Below are 17,568 nucleotides of genomic sequence, written 5' to 3' on the forward strand. Positions count from 1 at the left end.
ACCTTCTTAGTTTGTTAACACAGGGACAGCGACACCAGCTGCCATATAGGGAATAACTTTACGAATAATTGCTTCAATATTGTTATGTTCACCATAATCAGCCGCGGCAATTTCATTTAAGGCATCTGCAGAAGCCATAGTGAACACTATAGTTCCTAAAGTGAAATGCAAACGCCAAAACATTTCAGCCGCGGGAATATGCGGTACGCTGGCTGATACAGCTTGAACAAATGTGGCTAAATGTTCGCCATAGTGTGTGGTAATAAACCAGCGCAAATGCCCTTGGCTTTCTATGTAACCTCTGCCCAACAACTGTAAGAAGATAATCGTGCCGCCGTTACGAACTTTATTCAATTCAAGTAACGGGTTAATTAAAGCAGAAAAAATCTCGTTTAGTGATGCATGTTCAGGCGCATTATGTAAACGATTAATTTCTATCGCAGCGCTTGGCATGAACACATCTAAGTATCTTGCTAATACAGCACGAATTAATTCTTTTTTCGAACCAAAATGGTAATTGACCGATGCCAAATTGACTTCAGCTTTACTCGTGATCAGTCGTAACGACGTTTCAGAAAAACCTCTTTCAGCAAACAACTTTTCAGCTGCATCGAGTATTCTTGTTTTTGTATCAGTACGACTTGCCATTCCAAGACCCAAGTTAATTTAAACACCTGTTTAAATTAATCATTGAGCGCACAGATGTCAATCGAAATTGTTAGCTTTCTTTGTTTATGCAAACAACAAAAAAAGTAACAACCGCATCAGATTGTTAACTTATATGCAAAGTTTGCTATTTTTCGGTACACTCATTACGACCAGAAAAACAAGGATGCAAACAAATGAATTTGCCTTTAAAACGACCGTCTCAAATTGCACTTATTGTCTCAATCGCATTAGGATTATGTGCATGTAACGACACGACTGTCACCACTGAGGCTGCTGATGAAAAAACAGATATCGCAGCCGCAATAAATTTTGTTAACCGCGCAGAGGCTGATTTAGCCAGTTTATCGATTGAAGCTAACCGTGCAGAATGGATCTATTCCAATTTCATTACAGATGACACCGCGGCGTTATCTGCTGCAATGGGAGAAAAAGTAACCTCCACATCAGTGCGCTATGCAACTGAAGCGGCCAAATACGCTAACGTAGATTTAGACCCCGTCAATGCACGCAAGCTTAACAGCCTTCGCAGTAGCATAGTATTACCCGCTCCACTTGATGCAGCTAAAAATGCCGAGCTGGCTAGTATCGTCTCACAGCTCAATGGACTTTACGGCAAAGGTAAATATTGCTTTGCTGACGGTCGCTGCCTTACTCAACCTGAGTTATCTAATATTATGGCAGAGTCAAAAGACCCTGCTTTGCTTTTAGAAGCATGGAAAGGTTGGCGTGAAATAGCCAAACCCATGCGTCCGTTATTTGAACGCGAAGTTGAATTAGCCAATCAAGGCGCAAGCGATCTAGGTTATACCGACTTGTCTGAACTGTGGCGCAGCCAATACGACATGGAGCCTGAGGCATTTTCAGCAGAACTTGATCGGCTCTGGGCACAAATAAAGCCGCTTTATGACTCATTACATTGCTATGTTCGCGGCGAATTAAACCAACAATATGGTGATGACGTTGCGCCAAAGACAGGCCCTATTCCAGCGCATTTACTGGGAAATATGTGGGCTCAACAATGGGGTACTATCTATAACAGTGTTGCACCTAAAGATGCAGACCCTGGCTATAACGTGACCGAACTATTAGCCCAAAACGGCTATGATGAAATCAAAATGGTAAAACAAGCTGAAGGTTTCTTCACTTCACTTGGGTTTGGCGCATTACCAGAAACATTTTGGACCCGTTCAATGTTTGTACAACCTCAAGACCGTGATGTGGTGTGCCATGCATCGGCGTGGGACTTGGATAACCTAGATGATATCCGCATTAAAATGTGTATTCAGAAAAATGCTGAAGACTTTAGTGTTATTCATCATGAATTAGGCCATAATTTTTATCAACGAGCCTATAAAAACCAGCCTTTCATCTTTAAAAACTCAGCAAATGATGGCTTCCATGAAGCGATTGGCGACACAATAGCCTTATCTATTACGCCTAAGTATTTGCAGAAAATTGGCTTACTTGAAACGGTCCCCGATGCGTCTAAAGACATTGGATTATTGTTAAAGCAAGCATTAGATAAAATTGCCTTTATGCCTTTTGGGTTAATGATTGATCAATGGCGCTGGCAAGTATTTAACGGCACCATCAAACCGGAGCAATATAACCAAGCTTGGTGGGAGCTACGTGAAAAATATCAAGGTGTTAAAGCACCCATTGAGCGTACTGAAGCGGATTTTGATCCTGGTGCTAAATATCATGTCCCAGGCAATGTCCCCTATACGCGTTATTTCTTAGCCCATGTACTGCAGTTCCAATTCCATAAAGCACTGTGTGATATTGCAGGTGACACAGGTCCTGTTCACCGTTGTAGCATTTATGGTAACAAAGCAGCAGGAGCTAAACTGAATCAAATGCTCGAAATGGGTGCCAGCAAACCTTGGCCTGAAGCGCTTAACGTTGTGACAGGTTCAGACAAAATGGACGCCAAAGCAGTGTTAGATTACTTTGCCCCTTTGCAAGTCTGGTTAGATGAACAAAATACACAGGCAAACCGCCAGTGTGGCTGGTAACCCTCGATGTGATGACCGATTGTTGTAGCGATTGGTTGCCGTGACTGATGCAAATAAACGATCATTAAGAGGCCGCTACTTCACATCTAATTTTTTCACTCAAAATAATGGTGCTAATTAATATTAGCGCCATTATTTTATATAAATACCCTATATTTAATATAAACCTATCTAAAACCACGACCTTTCCTATTCAACTCGCTATTTTCAATTCTTTTTTGCTGTGATTTTTTTAGTATCACAAATAGCGCACCGACCCCGCCACATTCTTTTGTGGCAGAATGATACGCGGTAACTGGCTCGATAAATCGTAACCAATGGCATACTGCAGATTTCATTAATGCTGCATAAGGTTTGCTTTTATAACCCTTACCATGAATAACCAGTATGTTACGTTCTCCGTTTTCATATGCACTTAATACGTAATTAAGTAAACTTTCACGGGCCTGTAAAAGCCGATATTGATGTAAATCCAACACCGTATTGAATCGATATTTACCAAGTCGAAGTTGTGTAAACACTTCGTCTTGAATGCCATCCATTTTATAGCTCACCACATCGTCGGGCTTAAGCGGTTTGAATAAATAAGGATCGGTGGGCAATAATGGTAACAACTCATGTTGCTCTGCTGCCGCTCGCTTTGCCAGTTGAGCATCTGTTACTCTTAATGGATTAGGCCATGTTTGGGCAGTCTGTGTTTGATGTTCATGTTTAATAGGAGTCACATCGGCCATTTCTTGTAAGAATAATGGGTCATCACTTAACGACATATGGACCTCCTACATACTTTGTAAAGATTCTACGCTTTAGCAAAGTTGATGAATATATTATAATTACGGTTACGTTATCGCTTCAATTATTGATTTACAATTTAGGCGACAACTGCCTTGAAAAACACCGTTAGCTAAAAAGAGAACTAATCCTTGAAAAGAATATTGACCTTATTGAATACGCCATGGTTATCTCTACTTCTGCTAGCAGTGGGTTTGGGCGGAACCACATTGAACGTTTATGCCGCAGAGCCGATCCCTCATCAGACGTTGAATGCTAATTTTACAAAATTGACTCAAGCTTTTGAACAATTAGATTTAACCGCCATTGAACAAATATACACTGACGATGCTGTGTATATTTCTGAAACACAAGACCGAGGCATCATTAGCGGTAAAGAAAACATTTTAGATCTGTATAGCCGATTTTTTAATAAGATTAAAACTAAACACGCTAAACTTGAAGTCGACTTTCGTGTACTTGTACGTTATAGCGAACCCAATAGCGCAACCTACATTGGTTATTATTTAGTGCGGTTTCACCCAGGGAAAGAGTCTGGTGAACCGATCAGTGAGTTTGCCGGTAAGTTTGTGACTGTTTTTACCAAAGACAACAAGCAACAATGGAAAATTAGCGTCGACTCTAACACTCACGCCGCGCCCCATTTTTACTATGATGCGAAACCGGTACCGAATCTATATTATGGTCGGCAATTTATTGCTGCCGCCGCAAAATAATAAACTTGATGAATAATAATGATTTATTAGACGCTAAATCGACACACTGCCCCTGTGGCAGTTCACGTCCCTATGAGCAATGCTGTGAGCCATATCATTTAGGTCGTGCTGTGGCAGAGATACCAGAGCGTTTAATGCGGTCTCGTTATTGTGCCTTTGTGTTGCGTCATTTTCGCTATTTGATTGCGACTCATCATCCGCAATATTTACACGGTTTGACTGAACAACAGCTTGCGCAAGGTAAAACCCTGTGGTTGGGGTTAGAGGTAATGTCATCGACACAACAATCTGAATATGGCGAAGTAACCTTTAAAGCTTGGTTTATTGAAAACAAACACATCGATGCTATTTATGAGTGTTCGTCATTTATCAAACAAGATGGCCATTGGTTTTATACTCACGGACACCAAATGCAAACTCAGTTACCAGGCAGAAATGACCCTTGCATCTGTCATAGCGGCAAAAAATTCAAACAATGCTGTGCTAAGCGCATGGGTTAGCAACGGTGAGTAATACGCTACCCATCCGATCAAAATAAGCCTAATTGCTGATGTAGTCGAGTAGCTCGTTGCAGAGCAATAGTGAATCAATCTGCTATTGATGAATAAAAATTGAGTAAAAGACACTGTGAAAACGGTATTTAGCATTTTGTAGAATACTGCTTAAAGATAATTTCAATCATTACCCGTAAAAATCTTATGCTCCATAAAGATGAAATACGACGACTCAGCCAACATGTTGCTCACTTAATGCCTGTTGGTGTCGTTTCATCTCATGGGCATTAATAAACAAGGCAAAATCATTAACACGTATAGCTGGGCTATACAAAAACCCTTGAGCATGATCGCAAGCGTTCAATGTTAAAAACGCTTCCTGTTCTTTGGTTTCAACCCCTTCAGCGGTTAACGAAATATTCAGTGCTTTGGCCATCGCGATAATCGCACTGACAATCTCACGGCTTTCGTGGCTAGAACAGATATCCATAATAAATGAGCGATCTATTTTTAATTTCGAAATGGGGAATTGCTTAAGGTATTTCATCGAACTGTAACCTGTACCAAAATCATCAATCGCTAAACCGACACCTAATTCGGCCAATTCATGACATAACTTAATTGCATAGCGAATATCTCCCATGAGTTCCGTTTCCGTTATTTCAAGGATCAAAGTCTTCGGTTTAATACGATAGCGCGTAACGAAACGCCAAACTTGTTCATACAAGTTACCGCTAAAAAATTGTCGCGCGGCAACATTCACATGCATCGCAATGTTGACATCTTTATGCTGCCATAAATTCAATTGCTTACAGGCCGCTTCTAATACCCATTCACCAATTTGATTAATCATCCCGGATTGTTCTGCTATTTCGATAAACGCACCTGGATAAAGCACCCCTTTTTTAGGGTGATGCCAGCGAATTAATGCTTCTGCACCAATATACTGATTATTTTTCAGATCCATTAAGGGTTGATAATACAACTCAAACTCTCGACCGCGAATAGCATGGTGTAAATCACGCTCTATCTCTGCTTTAGTGTTAAAAGCTTCAAGTAGCGCTTCATTAAAGAATTGATAATGAATATCATTGTTTTTCTTAGCAACTTGTAACGTAATATCAGCACAAGATAACGGGTTGAACAAGCCGACTACTGACTTGATATCGACTACGGCAATGGCGGGTCTAGGTTCTACTTTTTCTCGATAAATGACTGATGAAGCGGCCAGATTCATGTAAAGCTGGCTGATCATTTGTTCGACATCCGTCTCCGGTAACATCGGCGGCAATAATACAGCAAATTCATCGCTACCTATTCTGGCGACATCAATAGCGTTGGAAGTCTCAGCAAAATATTGTAAACGTCTTGCCGTCTCAATTAATAAGGCATCACCTTGTTCATGGCCATGAGTATCGTTAAAACGCTTGAAGCCTAATAAATCAATAAGAATTAATGTACCTTCAGTAGCGCTATCCAGAATGGGGGTAAAATGGCTACGATTGTGTAGTCCTGTTAATGAACAATGCCATGCAAAACGCTCTAATTCGGCTTTGTGTAAATATTCTGCTGAATTATCATAACTAGCCACAAGCGCATAATGCTTACCCTGTTCCGTTACAAACGGCGTAATATGATAATTTATCCAATATTCACTACCGTCAATTCGCGCCAATTTAAGGTCACCTTTAACGATCTCACTATTACGTAATTTATTGATAATCTGGTCAAGCAGTTGTGGCGTATGCCTAAACACATCAAGGTTTGAAGCACTATGATGTTCAACCGAAGAACGGGGTAACCCGGTCATTTTTTCATGGGCACTGTTAACATACTCAATAATACGACTATCGGTATTCACCAGCATGACAACATGCTCTGATTGCTCGGTAGCATTTCGCAACATACAAATTTGTTCATTGCGATCATAGGTATAGCGCGTAGATAATGTTAATGCCAATTGATCAGCACATTGAATAGCAAACTGAATATCAGATTCTATCCAACGGGCCGCTTCACAGCTTTCCACCGACAAAATGCCCTCTATATGGCCATTTATTCGGATGGCAATATCAATGCTGGTGGCGATGTTGTGGTGTTGGTAGTACTCAGAAAATGTTTGAACTAAATTTATATGCGTGCTGTCGGTGGATAAAATATATCGATGGGAACGTAATTCGTTAAAATATTGAGGGTCAATGCTCATTTGTCTCAAATGAGATAAATGACTCAGTTTGTCGTTAACCTTGCTAGCGACTAAGGTATGCTCACAGATAAAATCGTCATCGTCAGCAAAGCCGTTATTATCGGTTTTATTTCTCAATGACCAAACAGATACAAATGACGCAGCGAAATATTCTCGCAGCTGTTGGCATACCAACTCTGCGGTTTTTTTGAAATCACCTTGTTGTTTAGCACTGGAATTTACAATTAATTCCAATAAGTGCTGTTGCTCTTTTCGATTCATTTACATTCCGAAAAAATGGCTTCATCACCCTAAATTTTTAACATTATTAACTCAATACACTTATTATTATTTTCTGATATTCACAGCGTGAGTCAACATATAACAGCAATGCACCGGGAGCGAAACTCGTGTTAAAGACATTTAGAATATTAAATTAGCATAAGCTACTATACCTTTGATTAAGTAAAGCAGATTACACCCGATACTCTAAAACAGCAATCCTTTGGTAATATATTGTTACGCTTAATTAGGATTGTTGACACACGATGCTCACTCCCATAAAAAGTGTTTAACAACAAACACGTAACACGTTTTTATTTTCATTACAAAGTGCCATAAATCTAAAGTTGATTTTCAAGTTGAAAAATCATCTTCTCCACGCTATAAGCGAAATCAAGCTTCAAAGCAATAGTGTTATCCTCATCAACAATTTCAGCTTTTGTATCAGTAAAACGTTGTTGTGCTATTTGCTGCATAGCTTGTGCTTGTAACAATGCATCGTCACCGACAAAACTAAGCATCAATAAAGTATCTTCTGCTTCAACGACGGCACCAATATCAACATAACTACCACATTCCGCACAGGTGTCATTGACATTACCTTGTTGCTGTTTAATTTTCTCAATCATTACTCACCCCATCAGTTTGTTTAACGTCGAACCACAAATATAACCCAGTTTTGGCTGAATTTTATTTGCCATGCTCACAATTACCAAAAATATTCACTCTATACTATTAAGAGTAACAGCACCGTATTACCCCTAAGCAGTTAAGCCAACTGTAATGATAAGGTATTTGAAATCTTACGTTGTGTATTGAGCTGATCCAGAAAATGCATCTCTTCTATTGGAGTATGTTGTTGGTAAGCATTAATGGCTTTATTTTTAGTTAGGTAATCACAGTTACTTAAGACTTCAACCATCGCATCTGGTTGAGAGCCTCTAATCACAAGCGCTTCGGGCGTTAATGCTTGTTGAAGTTGGAACTGCCTTGCCCCTTGCTGCTGAAACACAATAGCGTTATCGATAGTGTCCGGGTGGACTGATATATCATCAACCAGTAATTGCGCTGGCGGTACCGCAAACTGTCTTCGTAGCTTTTGCGTGCTCTCTATATCATTATCCAATTGAAATTGAGCCATATCAACGGCATCAACCGACAACATAGCCAATAGCAAACCAAATTCACCGCGACGATTATGTTCAATCGCGACGTTTAATCGGTTCCCTATTTGTAATTCATTGACTAATGTTGATTCAATTTGCATATAAAAACATCACTACTACTGCTCGATGCTAATTTATCGACCAAACAGTCATAAACTTTAGCAATATATTCAATTTTACACTTTACATATAAAAGGTTTCTGACTACTATGGCGGCCGCAATTGAGGAGGGGTTCCCGAGTGGCCAAAGGGATCAGACTGTAAATCTGACGGCTCAGCCTTCGAAGGTTCGAATCCTTCTCCCTCCACCATTTGCGATGTGGTAAAGCTGTAAAGAGTTAAAATGTAAAAAGAGAGTAAGAAAAAAAGAAAAAATGTGGAGGGGTTCCCGAGTGGCCAAAGGGATCAGACTGTAAATCTGACGGCTCAGCCTTCGAAGGTTCGAATCCTTCTCCCTCCACCATCTTTCTTTTATTCGTATCTATCTTGCTGTGGAGGGGTTCCCGAGTGGCCAAAGGGATCAGACTGTAAATCTGACGGCTCAGCCTTCGAAGGTTCGAATCCTTCTCCCTCCACCATTTTACATCTTGCTTTAATTCAACGCTGTTTTATTACTGTGTCCTATCGGTTATTTACCCCGTTAAAATATTTCCCTATCTGCGCTTTGTCGACCTCATCTAGACCAATTTATGTCATCCAAGTTATAGCCTATTTACGCCACTATTGTTGTACTCACTATCCGTTGTACTCACTATCCGTTGTACTCACTATCCGTTGTGCTAACTATCTGTTGTACTAACAATCCATTGTACTAACTATTTTTTTTACTAATTATCTGTTGTACTAACAATCTGTTGTGATAACTATTGTGTTATTTATTGTGGTAGTACTTGTACTAACTACTGGGTTACTTGTGCACTAATTGTTGTTCTAATTGTTGTGTGATTAGCTGATCTCAACAATATTGCCCTTCATCGCCGTTATTCAATAATAATTGTTTCCTTGTGTCGATAAACACTACTCTTAAGTTTGTATTTTAGTTATTATTTATTCCTTTTTGGAATAACGGGTGCAATTGCATGTCATCTACTTGGGTCAATCAGGCCATCGCAAAAATAGAAGCCGATTATCAACGTTCTGCAGATACGCATCTTATAAAATTAGATCTTCCACAACTTGATGGAATAGACATTTATTTAAAAGATGAGAGTACTCACCCCACTGGTAGCTTAAAACATCGCTTAGCTCGATCACTATTTCTGTATGCGCTCTGTAATGGCTGGATAAAAAAAGATACCCCGATTATTGAATCCTCCTCTGGCAGCACCGCCGTTTCGGAAGCCTATTTTGCAAGATTACTCGGATTACCTTTTATCGCAGTGATGCCAACTACTACCGCCAAGAAAAAAATCCAACAAATTGAATTCTATGGTGCTCAATGCCATTTTGTCGATAATGGCAGTCAAATGTATGCAGAATCAGAAAGGTTAGCCACTGAGTTAAAGGGTCATTATATGGACCAATTCACTTATGCTGAACGCGCAACAGATTGGCGGGGTAATAACAATATTGCTGACTCGATTTTTAATCAGATGGAGAGAGAACCTCATCCAATTCCAAGTTGGATTGTCATGAGCCCTGGTACTGGAGGTACAAGTGCCACCATTGGCCGCTACATTCGTTATCAACAACAACAAACACAACTGTGCGTCGTTGACCCAGAAAATTCAGTATTTTATGATTACTTTCACAGTGGTGATGCCACTCTGGTTAGTGATAAAAGCAGTAAAATTGAAGGCATTGGCCGACCTCGCGTTGAACCGTCTTTTATTGCTGGTGTGATTGATAGCATGATTAAAATCCCTGATGCCGCCTCAATCGCAACGATTCAGTGGTTAGAACAACTCATCGGGCGTAAAACCGGGGCGTCAACCGGCACAAACTTATACGGCGCATTGTTGCTGGCATCGCAGATGCGAAGTGCCGGTCAAACTGGCTCGATTGTGACCTTGATTTGTGATGCCGGAGAGCGTTATCTAGATACCTATTACAATCCACAATGGATTGAGGACAACATTGGTTGTTTTGAGCACTATCGAGAAAAACTGACCGCGTTTAATGACACAGGTTTACTGAGTTAACTATCCGAATATAAAAAAGCCGTTGAACCTGTGTTCAACGGCTTTTTTATGGCACAACTGTGTTGACACAATTGTGCCTGAAATAAATACCTGCTAGTCGATATTCAAATATTTGTGTGTTTGGATAGATAATCGCCAATTACGACTAATACATACTTTCATTGCAAGTTCTGTCGCGCGGGCTTTTTGGCTGATCGGTTGCAAACAAATGGTTTTATCGCTGACATCAATATTTCGCAATAACTCATCTAATTCTTCAATATGATGTTCTGTGGCGATCGGATGTTTAATTTCATTTGCGCGGTTTAATGCTTGTTCGAGCACCTTGTATCCACCTTTCATATTGATTTTAGGTGATACAGTTACCCAAACCTTAGCATGGCATTTCACTTCAAAAGTACCACTGGTTTCAATCTGGATCTTATAACCAGCCTCTATAAAGTCAGTAGTTAACTCTGTTAAATCATACAAGCACGGCTCACCACCGGTTAACACTATGTGCTTAGCCGTAAATCCTTTCTCTGTGAACGCTTGCAATAATGTTTGCCCAGTATGATCAGCCCATCGACCGAGGGTGCCATCAACTTGAATAACTTGATCCGCAGTAACTTTATTTTCAGGTAATACATCCCAAGTTTGCTTAGTATCACACCATGCACAACCCACAGGACAGCCCTGTAAGCGCACAAACAGTGCAGCAACACCAGTATATGAGCCCTCACCTTGTATTGTTTCAAATACTTCGTTAATGGGATATTTCATCGTTTACCTTACTTTTAGCGACAAGTATCGGCTACCTGACTTACAACGGGGCGGCATTTATAGAGTATTTTGCCATTAGCTGCAAGTATTTACACCTATGGCTTTCCAGTTGGGTCTGCCTTAGGTAAAATATCAATTCTATTTACTTGAACCACTAAGCGTTGATCACACCGATCTTACCCGTCAGTTCAGTACGTTAATGAGTATATCCATGCCAGATGCAAAGCAAAACCCACCAACTAAAGCCCTTGTTGTTTTCAGTGGCGGTCAAGATTCAACTACTTGTGTTATCCAAGCTTTATCACAATATGATGAAGTACATGGGATCACGTTTGATTATGGTCAACGTCATCGTCAAGAAATAGAAGTGGCAAAATCATTGGCAATAGAGTTGAAATTAGCGAGCCATAAAGTGATGGATGCTACCTTGTTAAACGAGTTGGCCATTTCGGCGTTAACGCGTGACGCCATTCCCGTATCACATGATTTGATGAATAATGGTTTGCCAAATACCTTTGTACCTGGGCGTAATATACTATTTTTAACCTTAGCGGGTATTTATGCTTATCAACTTGGTTGTGAGGTTATCATTACCGGTGTATGTGAAACGGATTTTTCCGGATATCCAGATTGTCGTAACGAGTTTATTCAATCGATGCAATCGTCTTTAGCTTTAGGTATGGACAAACCCATGAAAATCGTCACCCCACTAATGTGGCTCAATAAAGCTGAAACATGGGCTTTGGCAGATAAATATCATCAATTAGCCTTAGTGCAACAACAAACGTTAACTTGTTATAACGGTATTATTGGTGAGGGCTGTGGAGATTGTCCTGCATGTTTACTGCGTCAACGAGGCTTAGATGATTACCTGCAAAATAGTCAATCAGTCATGACATCGTTAAACAATAAAATATGACCATATCGTTTACACTCTTTAACTAACAAGCGTAGTTTATTAGTTAAATATCCCTCTGTTGTTATTGCATTATTTTTCATTACGATACCAAAACGACATAGGGTTAACTCAAAATAACCTTTTTGCGCTACAGTTAACTTAGTGTCTTCAAATAAATTGGCTTGACTGTAATTTGACGGTGAACATAGAGGATATTTTGTTAAAACATAAATCAAACACTGTAGGCCTATATCATGTTGTTGTGGTGATCAGCCTCATTTGTATTGGGCTGTTTGCGGCAGATTTACCTTCGCCTTCATTTTGGCCTACTGATCAGTATTTCAGTTATCAGTATGACGCAATTGCTCATGGACAAGTTTGGCGATTAATCACCGGTAACCTGCTGCATACTAATTTATGGCACTTGCTAATGAATTTAGCCGGTTTCTGGGTCATTATCTTCCTCCATGAAGTTCATTATAAGCAGCACGCCGGTAAATTATTGCTGCTTTTTTTCAGTTTATGCCTGTTAGAGGGCATAGGCTTATATATTTTTTATCCTAGCTTGAAAGCCTATGTGGGGCTAAGTGGCTTATTACATGGCTTATTTGTATTTGGCGCGGTAATGGATATCCGCAGAGGTTATCGTTCAGGTTATTTACTGTTGCTCGGTGTCATCATCAAAGTGGGATATGAGCAATTATTTGGTGCGAGCGACAGCATTACTCAATTGATTAATGCGCGAGTTGCCACTGAATCCCATTTTGTCGGCTTAATCAGTGGGATGATCTGTGCATTATGCTGGTCTAGTGTCGTTCACCGTTTTAAGTATAAAAAAGTATAATCTCCGCTTCGCCTTATTGAGCATATTCAGCTTAATTACACTTCAATCAATTTTCGTTGATTGAAGTGACTATTCATTGCCGTTGAACAAACAAGCAAAGGCTCATTTAACACCGTTTAAACTTTGCTGCGCTATTGCACTTTTATCACATAAGCCATGCCACTGATGCTTTAGCTACCGGTAACACTCTCGACCAAGTATCGATCACAAGTCAGTATCGATCACAACTCAGTGCGCAGCAAGAATATCAATAGACTACTGTATCGAAGCGGTCTAGAACCAATTTGATCCAACCAACGCTTTGAGGCATTAACCTTTTTGCAGACAATCAAGCTTATCTAGATTATTGGTGACGGGTGCCAACTCGGAAAGACTAACTCAGTGACGGTTACTTGCGCTGATCAGTGCTAGGTATTGCCTTTTCAGGCGCTTGTACCACATCATTATTGATAACCTCAGTAACAGGTACATCTATTGCCGTATTATTGGTGGCATTCGGTTTGAGATTAGCTCGCTCAACCAATTTGTCATACTCGGCTTGGGTGATGAGGTAACTTTTAAGTGGGGGTAAAGGCTTAGCTTGATTGCGACTTGCGGCATCGGTTAGCGGAATATCGAGTAAATCACCGACATCGACTTTCCAATAAATGCTCGCAAAAATAATCAGTAACACGTGTACCATAACAACAATAATCATTGCATTTGTTGATGTCATTATTCGGGTAATAAGCTTATTAACAACAGAGCCTATTGGGGCTGTATCTGTTTCTGCATCTATCTCAGTCATTCCAGGCACTCCCAAATCATGTTCAGACTGAGTTGCCCCCATTAATTGCAGTTTAATCTTATTCGCAACCCGTTGTTGATGAGCATGAAGTTGACTGTCATCGACATCCTGTTGTTGAGGATCAATAAAAGGTGTCATATCTTCATTAAAGTCAATCTTAGCACTCTCATTAACTTGAGCGGTTTCATTACCCCACACAGAGGACTCATCAGTGTTAGCGTGGACATTTCGCGTAGGATTGGCCATAGGATGCTTATAAAATAATTATCAATAAAGTAATACAGGTTTCATTGCCATAGTATAGCGTTAATCACCGCATAAGCGACACACAGTAAGATTAATTAAGTTAAACATAACGACCAATGGACACTTCACTTAACTCAATGCACTGTTAGCTGTACATCATAAAAGGTTGTTGCATGGTATCCTGCGATAGGGTTTTAGCACAACGAACAGCCTTAATGTTTGCGTCATATGTCTAACCTTTACAGTGGCAGCGTCGAGATTATTAGCTTGTATGAAAAAACTATCTTGCTATTTTTTGTACTACAGCTATAGCAGTTCAAACGGATGTAGACCCAAGGATCATATTCAGCTTACGCGTGTTCACCAATTTAATGCTATTGTAGTTGGACACTGTTAGACTTGATTTCGATTCATTTCCATTCAACAACACAACGGACAATCATGAATTCATCCATAGCCACATCGTCAGCTCATCAAGATAACTTAACTCATACTGCTTCTGACTATTGTCACAAAGAAGAAACAGCAAACAGCCTTTCCCATGGCTTAGGTATCTTAGCGGGAATAGTCGGCTTAATCCTAATGTTAACCAAAGCCCCTGCACACTTATCATTCATACAATTAGCCGGTGTGTTTATCTATGGCATTAGTATTATTGCGCTGTTTTTGGCCTCAACATTGTACCATTCAAGTAAAACAACACTTTGGCGTCGCCGTTTTAAGATGGCAGATCATTGTGCCATTTATACCCTCATCGCTGGCACTTATACCCCAATGATGTTGATAAGCCTTCAAAGCCCACAAGCAACAAGGGTACTTATCGCCATTTGGGCGTTGGCACTTGGCGGTATTATTTTTAAAACCTTATTTATCGGGCGATTTAAAGCGTTTAGTGTGGTGTTATATTTAGTGATGGGTTGGTTATGTGTCACCGTAATCGGCGATTTAAACCAACACATGAGTGATGTAGGTTTAGGCTTATTATTCGCGGGGGGCTTATTTTATAGTCTGGGAGTGATATTTTATGTTGGAAAACGTATTCCATTTAATCATGCTATATGGCACTTGTTTGTGCTCGGCGGCGCGGTGTCACACTTTTTATGTATCTACTTAACGGTACTTTAAACGTTGATAATACAGTTATTATATCCTCGCTATCACCTATATTGCGATTGTACACTTGATGCTATTTTTATTATCCTTGCCTAATATTCAATATTTAATCATTATTGCGTCTAAAGCATCTTTGTTTGGAATGTAATGGCAACCCTTTCTTCGATGGAGCGTATCTGGTTTATTGTTAACCTCATCCCCAAAGGCAATGTATTACCTTATGGCATAGCCGCCGATTTAGCGGGATTACCAGGACGGGCGCGTTACGTATCACGAGCCCTAAAATTAGCACCACAATCATTAGCATTACCATGGCATCGTGTCATTAACAGCCAAGGAAAAATATCATTCGCTAACAATACTGAACCTTTTCGAACCCAACAAGAATTATTAAGATTAGAAGGTATAGAAGTGAACGCAGGCAAGGTTTCATTGTCTCAATATCAATGGAAACCTGATATTGCCACATTGGTAATGACATTACCCTTTTAATATCAGAGTGTTAACTGTTTTTATACTTTAAGGTAATTATACATTGGCAAATAAATTAACTCGCTTATTCACGTTGATCTTGTGTATTAGTCCTGTGATTTTCGCACACGCCTCTGACAACCAACCGCTGACTTCAGATGCTGAGATGACGGAGCCATTAGGTCTGTCACAAACCGCTGTTATCGGAAAACAAGGTGAACAAGTTAATCCAACTGCGGCATTAAGTGGTATCCAAAAAGCGGCTATTTTATCACCCTTGACGGCCCACACCGCTAAATACAACGTATTTTATGGCAGCATTGAATTAGGTGTAGCAAATTATCGCTTACCTGCAACCGATAGCGGTTTTTACAGTTATCATTTTGATAGCGATGTCAGTTTATTCATACTGTCCGATCAACGTCACCTTAAAAGCGAGTTCACCCTAGAAGATGGTAAATTGGTGCCATTTAGATACATACATGAACGGACAGGTACAGGCAGTGATTACACAGAACAGACTGCATTTGCCAAAGCCCAACAATTTATTCATACCATCTATAAGCAGGAAGCATTAAAACTGCCATACGAAGAAAAAGTATTTGATCCTTTAATGGTCCAATTACAATTTAGAATGGATCTCGCTGCAAATATAAGACCGTTAGATTATAAAATGGTTAAAGAAAAAGAAGTCGATGACTATCAATTTAGAGTATTAGGCAAAGAAAAAGTCATCATAGAAAGCGGCACTTACGATACGGTTAAGGTTGAAGTTGTTCGCGATAGTACCAAAAGACAGACATTTTTCTGGATGGCACCAGATTTAGCTTATCTACCGGTGCGATTAAGTCATTTTTCAAAAGGCAGCAAGCAACTGGATATTCAGCTAGCAAGCTATCAATTTGAACAAGCATTGCCACCAATGACCCCCGTGCTCATTGATGGTCCTGAGCATGAAGGTTCAGCAGCGCTTGATAAACTAGTGGCAGATGCTGAAAATGACGCAGGCATCAGTGAGTCAGAATTAGACAACATTAAGCAATTAGCGACGGATTAACTCACCTTTACGGAATAACGTCCACTCACCTGGCTGTAAAATAACCCAATTTTCATTATTGGTTAACGGTCGGGTGGCAATTACTGTCACCACGTCATTGGGGGTGGTTTCTTGACTAAAATCGATGACCACATCGGTATCGATCAAGGTTGCCTTTCCAAATGGAGCTCGGCGAGTGATGTGGCATAAATTATTGGTACAGTAAGTCATTAAGTCTATGCCGTTACTGAGCAACATATTAAATACACCTAGTTGTCTTATTTCATTGGCAAGTTGGCCAATATACTCAAACACCTCATTCATATTGTCAGGTTCATACTCACCAAATTTATTGACCACAGATTCCAATATCCAGCAGAAAGCCAGTTCACTGTCAGTTTCTCCAACAGGTTGAAACCGTGACACGATAAATTTAGTCTGATAATCAGTTAATTGACCATTATGCACATAGGTCCAATAACGGCCCCAAAGCTCACGACTAAAAGGGTGAGTATTGACCAAGGACACACAGCCTCGATTTGCCTGGCGAATATGACTGATCACTATTTCACTTTTAATTGGATATGACTTAATGAGCTCTGCAATATGTGACTTACTGCTAGGACAAGCATCTTTAAAGGTGCGGTGTCCTTTGCCTTCATAGAAGGTAATCCCCCAGCCATCAACATGAGGACCCGTTACCCCACCGCGCTCAGCTAAGCCTGTAAAACTAAATACAATATCCGTTGGTACATTGGCACTCATCGCCAGTAATTCACACATTAACCTTGCCTTTTTATTGCCATATTGAGCTAAACACTTCTTATAAACGTATTGTATATACTAAGCTTATTGAGTGGAATATTTCTGTCACACAAATATTTAAACAATTGTTTGAAAAACACTTGTAATCGAGTCTGCATAAGGTTAACTTTTACGTGACACAGGTCT

The 17,568-nt window shown here is 40.0% G+C and carries 17 protein-coding genes and 3 tRNA genes; 12 read left to right on the forward strand and 8 right to left on the reverse strand.

Annotated features, from left to right (window positions below):
- Positions 1 to 6: 6 nt before the first annotated feature.
- Positions 7 to 648 carry a TetR/AcrR family transcriptional regulator gene (locus CXF80_RS04780; protein ID WP_101031739.1) on the reverse strand — a complete coding sequence of 214 codons (642 nt, stop codon included), beginning with the start codon at positions 646 to 648 and terminating at the stop codon, positions 7 to 9.
- 194 nt (positions 649 to 842) lie between these two features.
- Between CXF80_RS04780 and CXF80_RS04785 the strand changes: the two genes are divergently transcribed.
- On the forward strand, positions 843 to 2,684 hold the full coding sequence (locus CXF80_RS04785; RefSeq protein ID WP_101031741.1) for a M2 family metallopeptidase: 1,842 nt from the start codon (positions 843 to 845) through the stop codon (positions 2,682 to 2,684).
- Between the two features lie 167 nt (positions 2,685 to 2,851).
- On the opposite strand, the gene smrA is transcribed toward CXF80_RS04785, so the two are convergent.
- Positions 2,852 to 3,454, reverse strand: coding sequence for a DNA endonuclease SmrA (smrA, locus tag CXF80_RS04790; RefSeq protein WP_101031743.1), 603 nt, complete (start codon positions 3,452 to 3,454; stop codon positions 2,852 to 2,854).
- A 153-nt stretch (positions 3,455 to 3,607) separates the two neighbouring features.
- Here smrA and CXF80_RS04795 point away from each other — a divergent pair, with 153 nt between their 5' ends.
- Together CXF80_RS04795 and CXF80_RS04800 are read left to right on the forward strand one after the other, a co-directional pair.
- Entirely contained in the window at positions 3,608 to 4,192 is a 585-nt protein-coding gene (locus CXF80_RS04795; protein WP_232772043.1) for a YybH family protein, read from the forward strand.
- Between the two features lie 8 nt (positions 4,193 to 4,200).
- Positions 4,201 to 4,692, forward strand: coding sequence for a YchJ family protein (locus CXF80_RS04800; protein WP_101031745.1), 492 nt, complete (start codon positions 4,201 to 4,203; stop codon positions 4,690 to 4,692).
- A gap of 226 nt (positions 4,693 to 4,918) precedes the next feature.
- Here the strand turns inward: CXF80_RS04800 and CXF80_RS04805 are convergent, their stop codons facing one another.
- From CXF80_RS04805 to CXF80_RS04815, 3 genes are all read right to left on the reverse strand, one after another.
- Positions 4,919 to 7,153 carry a sensor domain-containing phosphodiesterase gene (locus tag CXF80_RS04805; RefSeq protein WP_101031747.1) on the reverse strand — a complete coding sequence of 745 codons (2,235 nt, stop codon included), beginning with the start codon at positions 7,151 to 7,153 and terminating at the stop codon, positions 4,919 to 4,921.
- Between the two features lie 341 nt (positions 7,154 to 7,494).
- Positions 7,495 to 7,782, reverse strand: a complete 288-nt coding sequence (locus CXF80_RS04810) for a DUF406 family protein (protein ID WP_101031749.1) — start codon at positions 7,780 to 7,782, stop codon at positions 7,495 to 7,497.
- A gap of 140 nt (positions 7,783 to 7,922) precedes the next feature.
- On the reverse strand, positions 7,923 to 8,420 hold the full coding sequence (locus CXF80_RS04815) for a VC2046/SO_2500 family protein (protein WP_101031751.1): 498 nt from the start codon (positions 8,418 to 8,420) through the stop codon (positions 7,923 to 7,925).
- 125 nt (positions 8,421 to 8,545) lie between these two features.
- Here CXF80_RS04815 and CXF80_RS04820 point away from each other — a divergent pair.
- The 4 genes from CXF80_RS04820 (at position 8,546) to CXF80_RS04835 (ending at position 10,460) form a co-directional block, all read left to right on the forward strand.
- Positions 8,546 to 8,630, forward strand: a tRNA-Tyr gene (locus CXF80_RS04820).
- 67 nt (positions 8,631 to 8,697) lie between these two features.
- A tRNA-Tyr gene (locus tag CXF80_RS04825) sits at positions 8,698 to 8,782 on the forward strand.
- A 30-nt stretch (positions 8,783 to 8,812) separates the two neighbouring features.
- A tRNA-Tyr gene (locus tag CXF80_RS04830) sits at positions 8,813 to 8,897 on the forward strand.
- 501 nt (positions 8,898 to 9,398) lie between these two features.
- The gene (locus CXF80_RS04835) at positions 9,399 to 10,460 is read left to right on the forward strand and encodes a PLP-dependent cysteine synthase family protein (RefSeq protein WP_101031753.1); all 1,062 of its coding nucleotides are present in this window, start codon (positions 9,399 to 9,401) and stop codon (positions 10,458 to 10,460) included.
- A gap of 93 nt (positions 10,461 to 10,553) precedes the next feature.
- Here CXF80_RS04835 and queE read toward each other — a convergent pair whose 3' ends face one another.
- Positions 10,554 to 11,222 (reverse strand): 7-carboxy-7-deazaguanine synthase QueE, encoded by a 669-nt coding sequence (queE, locus tag CXF80_RS04840; RefSeq protein WP_101031755.1) that lies wholly within the window; start codon positions 11,220 to 11,222, stop codon positions 10,554 to 10,556.
- A 211-nt stretch (positions 11,223 to 11,433) separates the two neighbouring features.
- Here queE and queC point away from each other — a divergent pair, with 211 nt between their 5' ends.
- Both queC and rrtA read left to right on the forward strand, forming a co-directional pair.
- On the forward strand, positions 11,434 to 12,141 hold the full coding sequence (gene queC, locus CXF80_RS04845; RefSeq protein ID WP_101031757.1) for a 7-cyano-7-deazaguanine synthase QueC: 708 nt from the start codon (positions 11,434 to 11,436) through the stop codon (positions 12,139 to 12,141).
- 196 nt (positions 12,142 to 12,337) lie between these two features.
- Positions 12,338 to 12,964, forward strand: coding sequence for a rhombosortase (rrtA, locus tag CXF80_RS04855; RefSeq protein ID WP_232772044.1), 627 nt, complete (start codon positions 12,338 to 12,340; stop codon positions 12,962 to 12,964).
- Positions 12,965 to 13,352: 388 nt separating this feature from the next.
- Here rrtA and CXF80_RS04860 read toward each other — a convergent pair whose 3' ends face one another.
- Entirely contained in the window at positions 13,353 to 13,997 is a 645-nt protein-coding gene (locus CXF80_RS04860; protein ID WP_157822179.1) for a hypothetical protein, read from the reverse strand.
- Positions 13,998 to 14,438: 441 nt separating this feature from the next.
- Between CXF80_RS04860 and trhA the strand changes: the two genes are divergently transcribed.
- The 3 genes from trhA to CXF80_RS04875 all read left to right on the forward strand — a co-directional run bounded on the left by trhA (position 14,439) and on the right by CXF80_RS04875 (position 16,638).
- On the forward strand, positions 14,439 to 15,122 hold the full coding sequence (trhA, locus tag CXF80_RS04865; protein WP_101031763.1) for a PAQR family membrane homeostasis protein TrhA: 684 nt from the start codon (positions 14,439 to 14,441) through the stop codon (positions 15,120 to 15,122).
- 135 nt (positions 15,123 to 15,257) lie between these two features.
- On the forward strand, positions 15,258 to 15,602 hold the full coding sequence (locus tag CXF80_RS04870) for an MGMT family protein (RefSeq protein ID WP_101031765.1): 345 nt from the start codon (positions 15,258 to 15,260) through the stop codon (positions 15,600 to 15,602).
- A 43-nt stretch (positions 15,603 to 15,645) separates the two neighbouring features.
- Entirely contained in the window at positions 15,646 to 16,638 is a 993-nt protein-coding gene (locus tag CXF80_RS04875) for a DUF3108 domain-containing protein (protein WP_232772045.1), read from the forward strand.
- On the opposite strand, the gene CXF80_RS04880 is transcribed toward CXF80_RS04875, so the two are convergent.
- Positions 16,624 to 17,400 (reverse strand): class II glutamine amidotransferase, encoded by a 777-nt coding sequence (locus CXF80_RS04880; RefSeq protein WP_101031767.1) that lies wholly within the window; start codon positions 17,398 to 17,400, stop codon positions 16,624 to 16,626. The two genes, CXF80_RS04875 and CXF80_RS04880, sit on opposite strands and share 15 nt — an antisense overlap.
- Between the last annotated feature and the right edge of the window lie 168 nt (positions 17,401 to 17,568).

This window comes from Shewanella sp. Actino-trap-3 (assembly GCF_002836275.1).
In the GTDB taxonomy this organism is placed as follows: Bacteria; Pseudomonadota; Gammaproteobacteria; order Enterobacterales; family Shewanellaceae; genus Shewanella; species Shewanella psychromarinicola.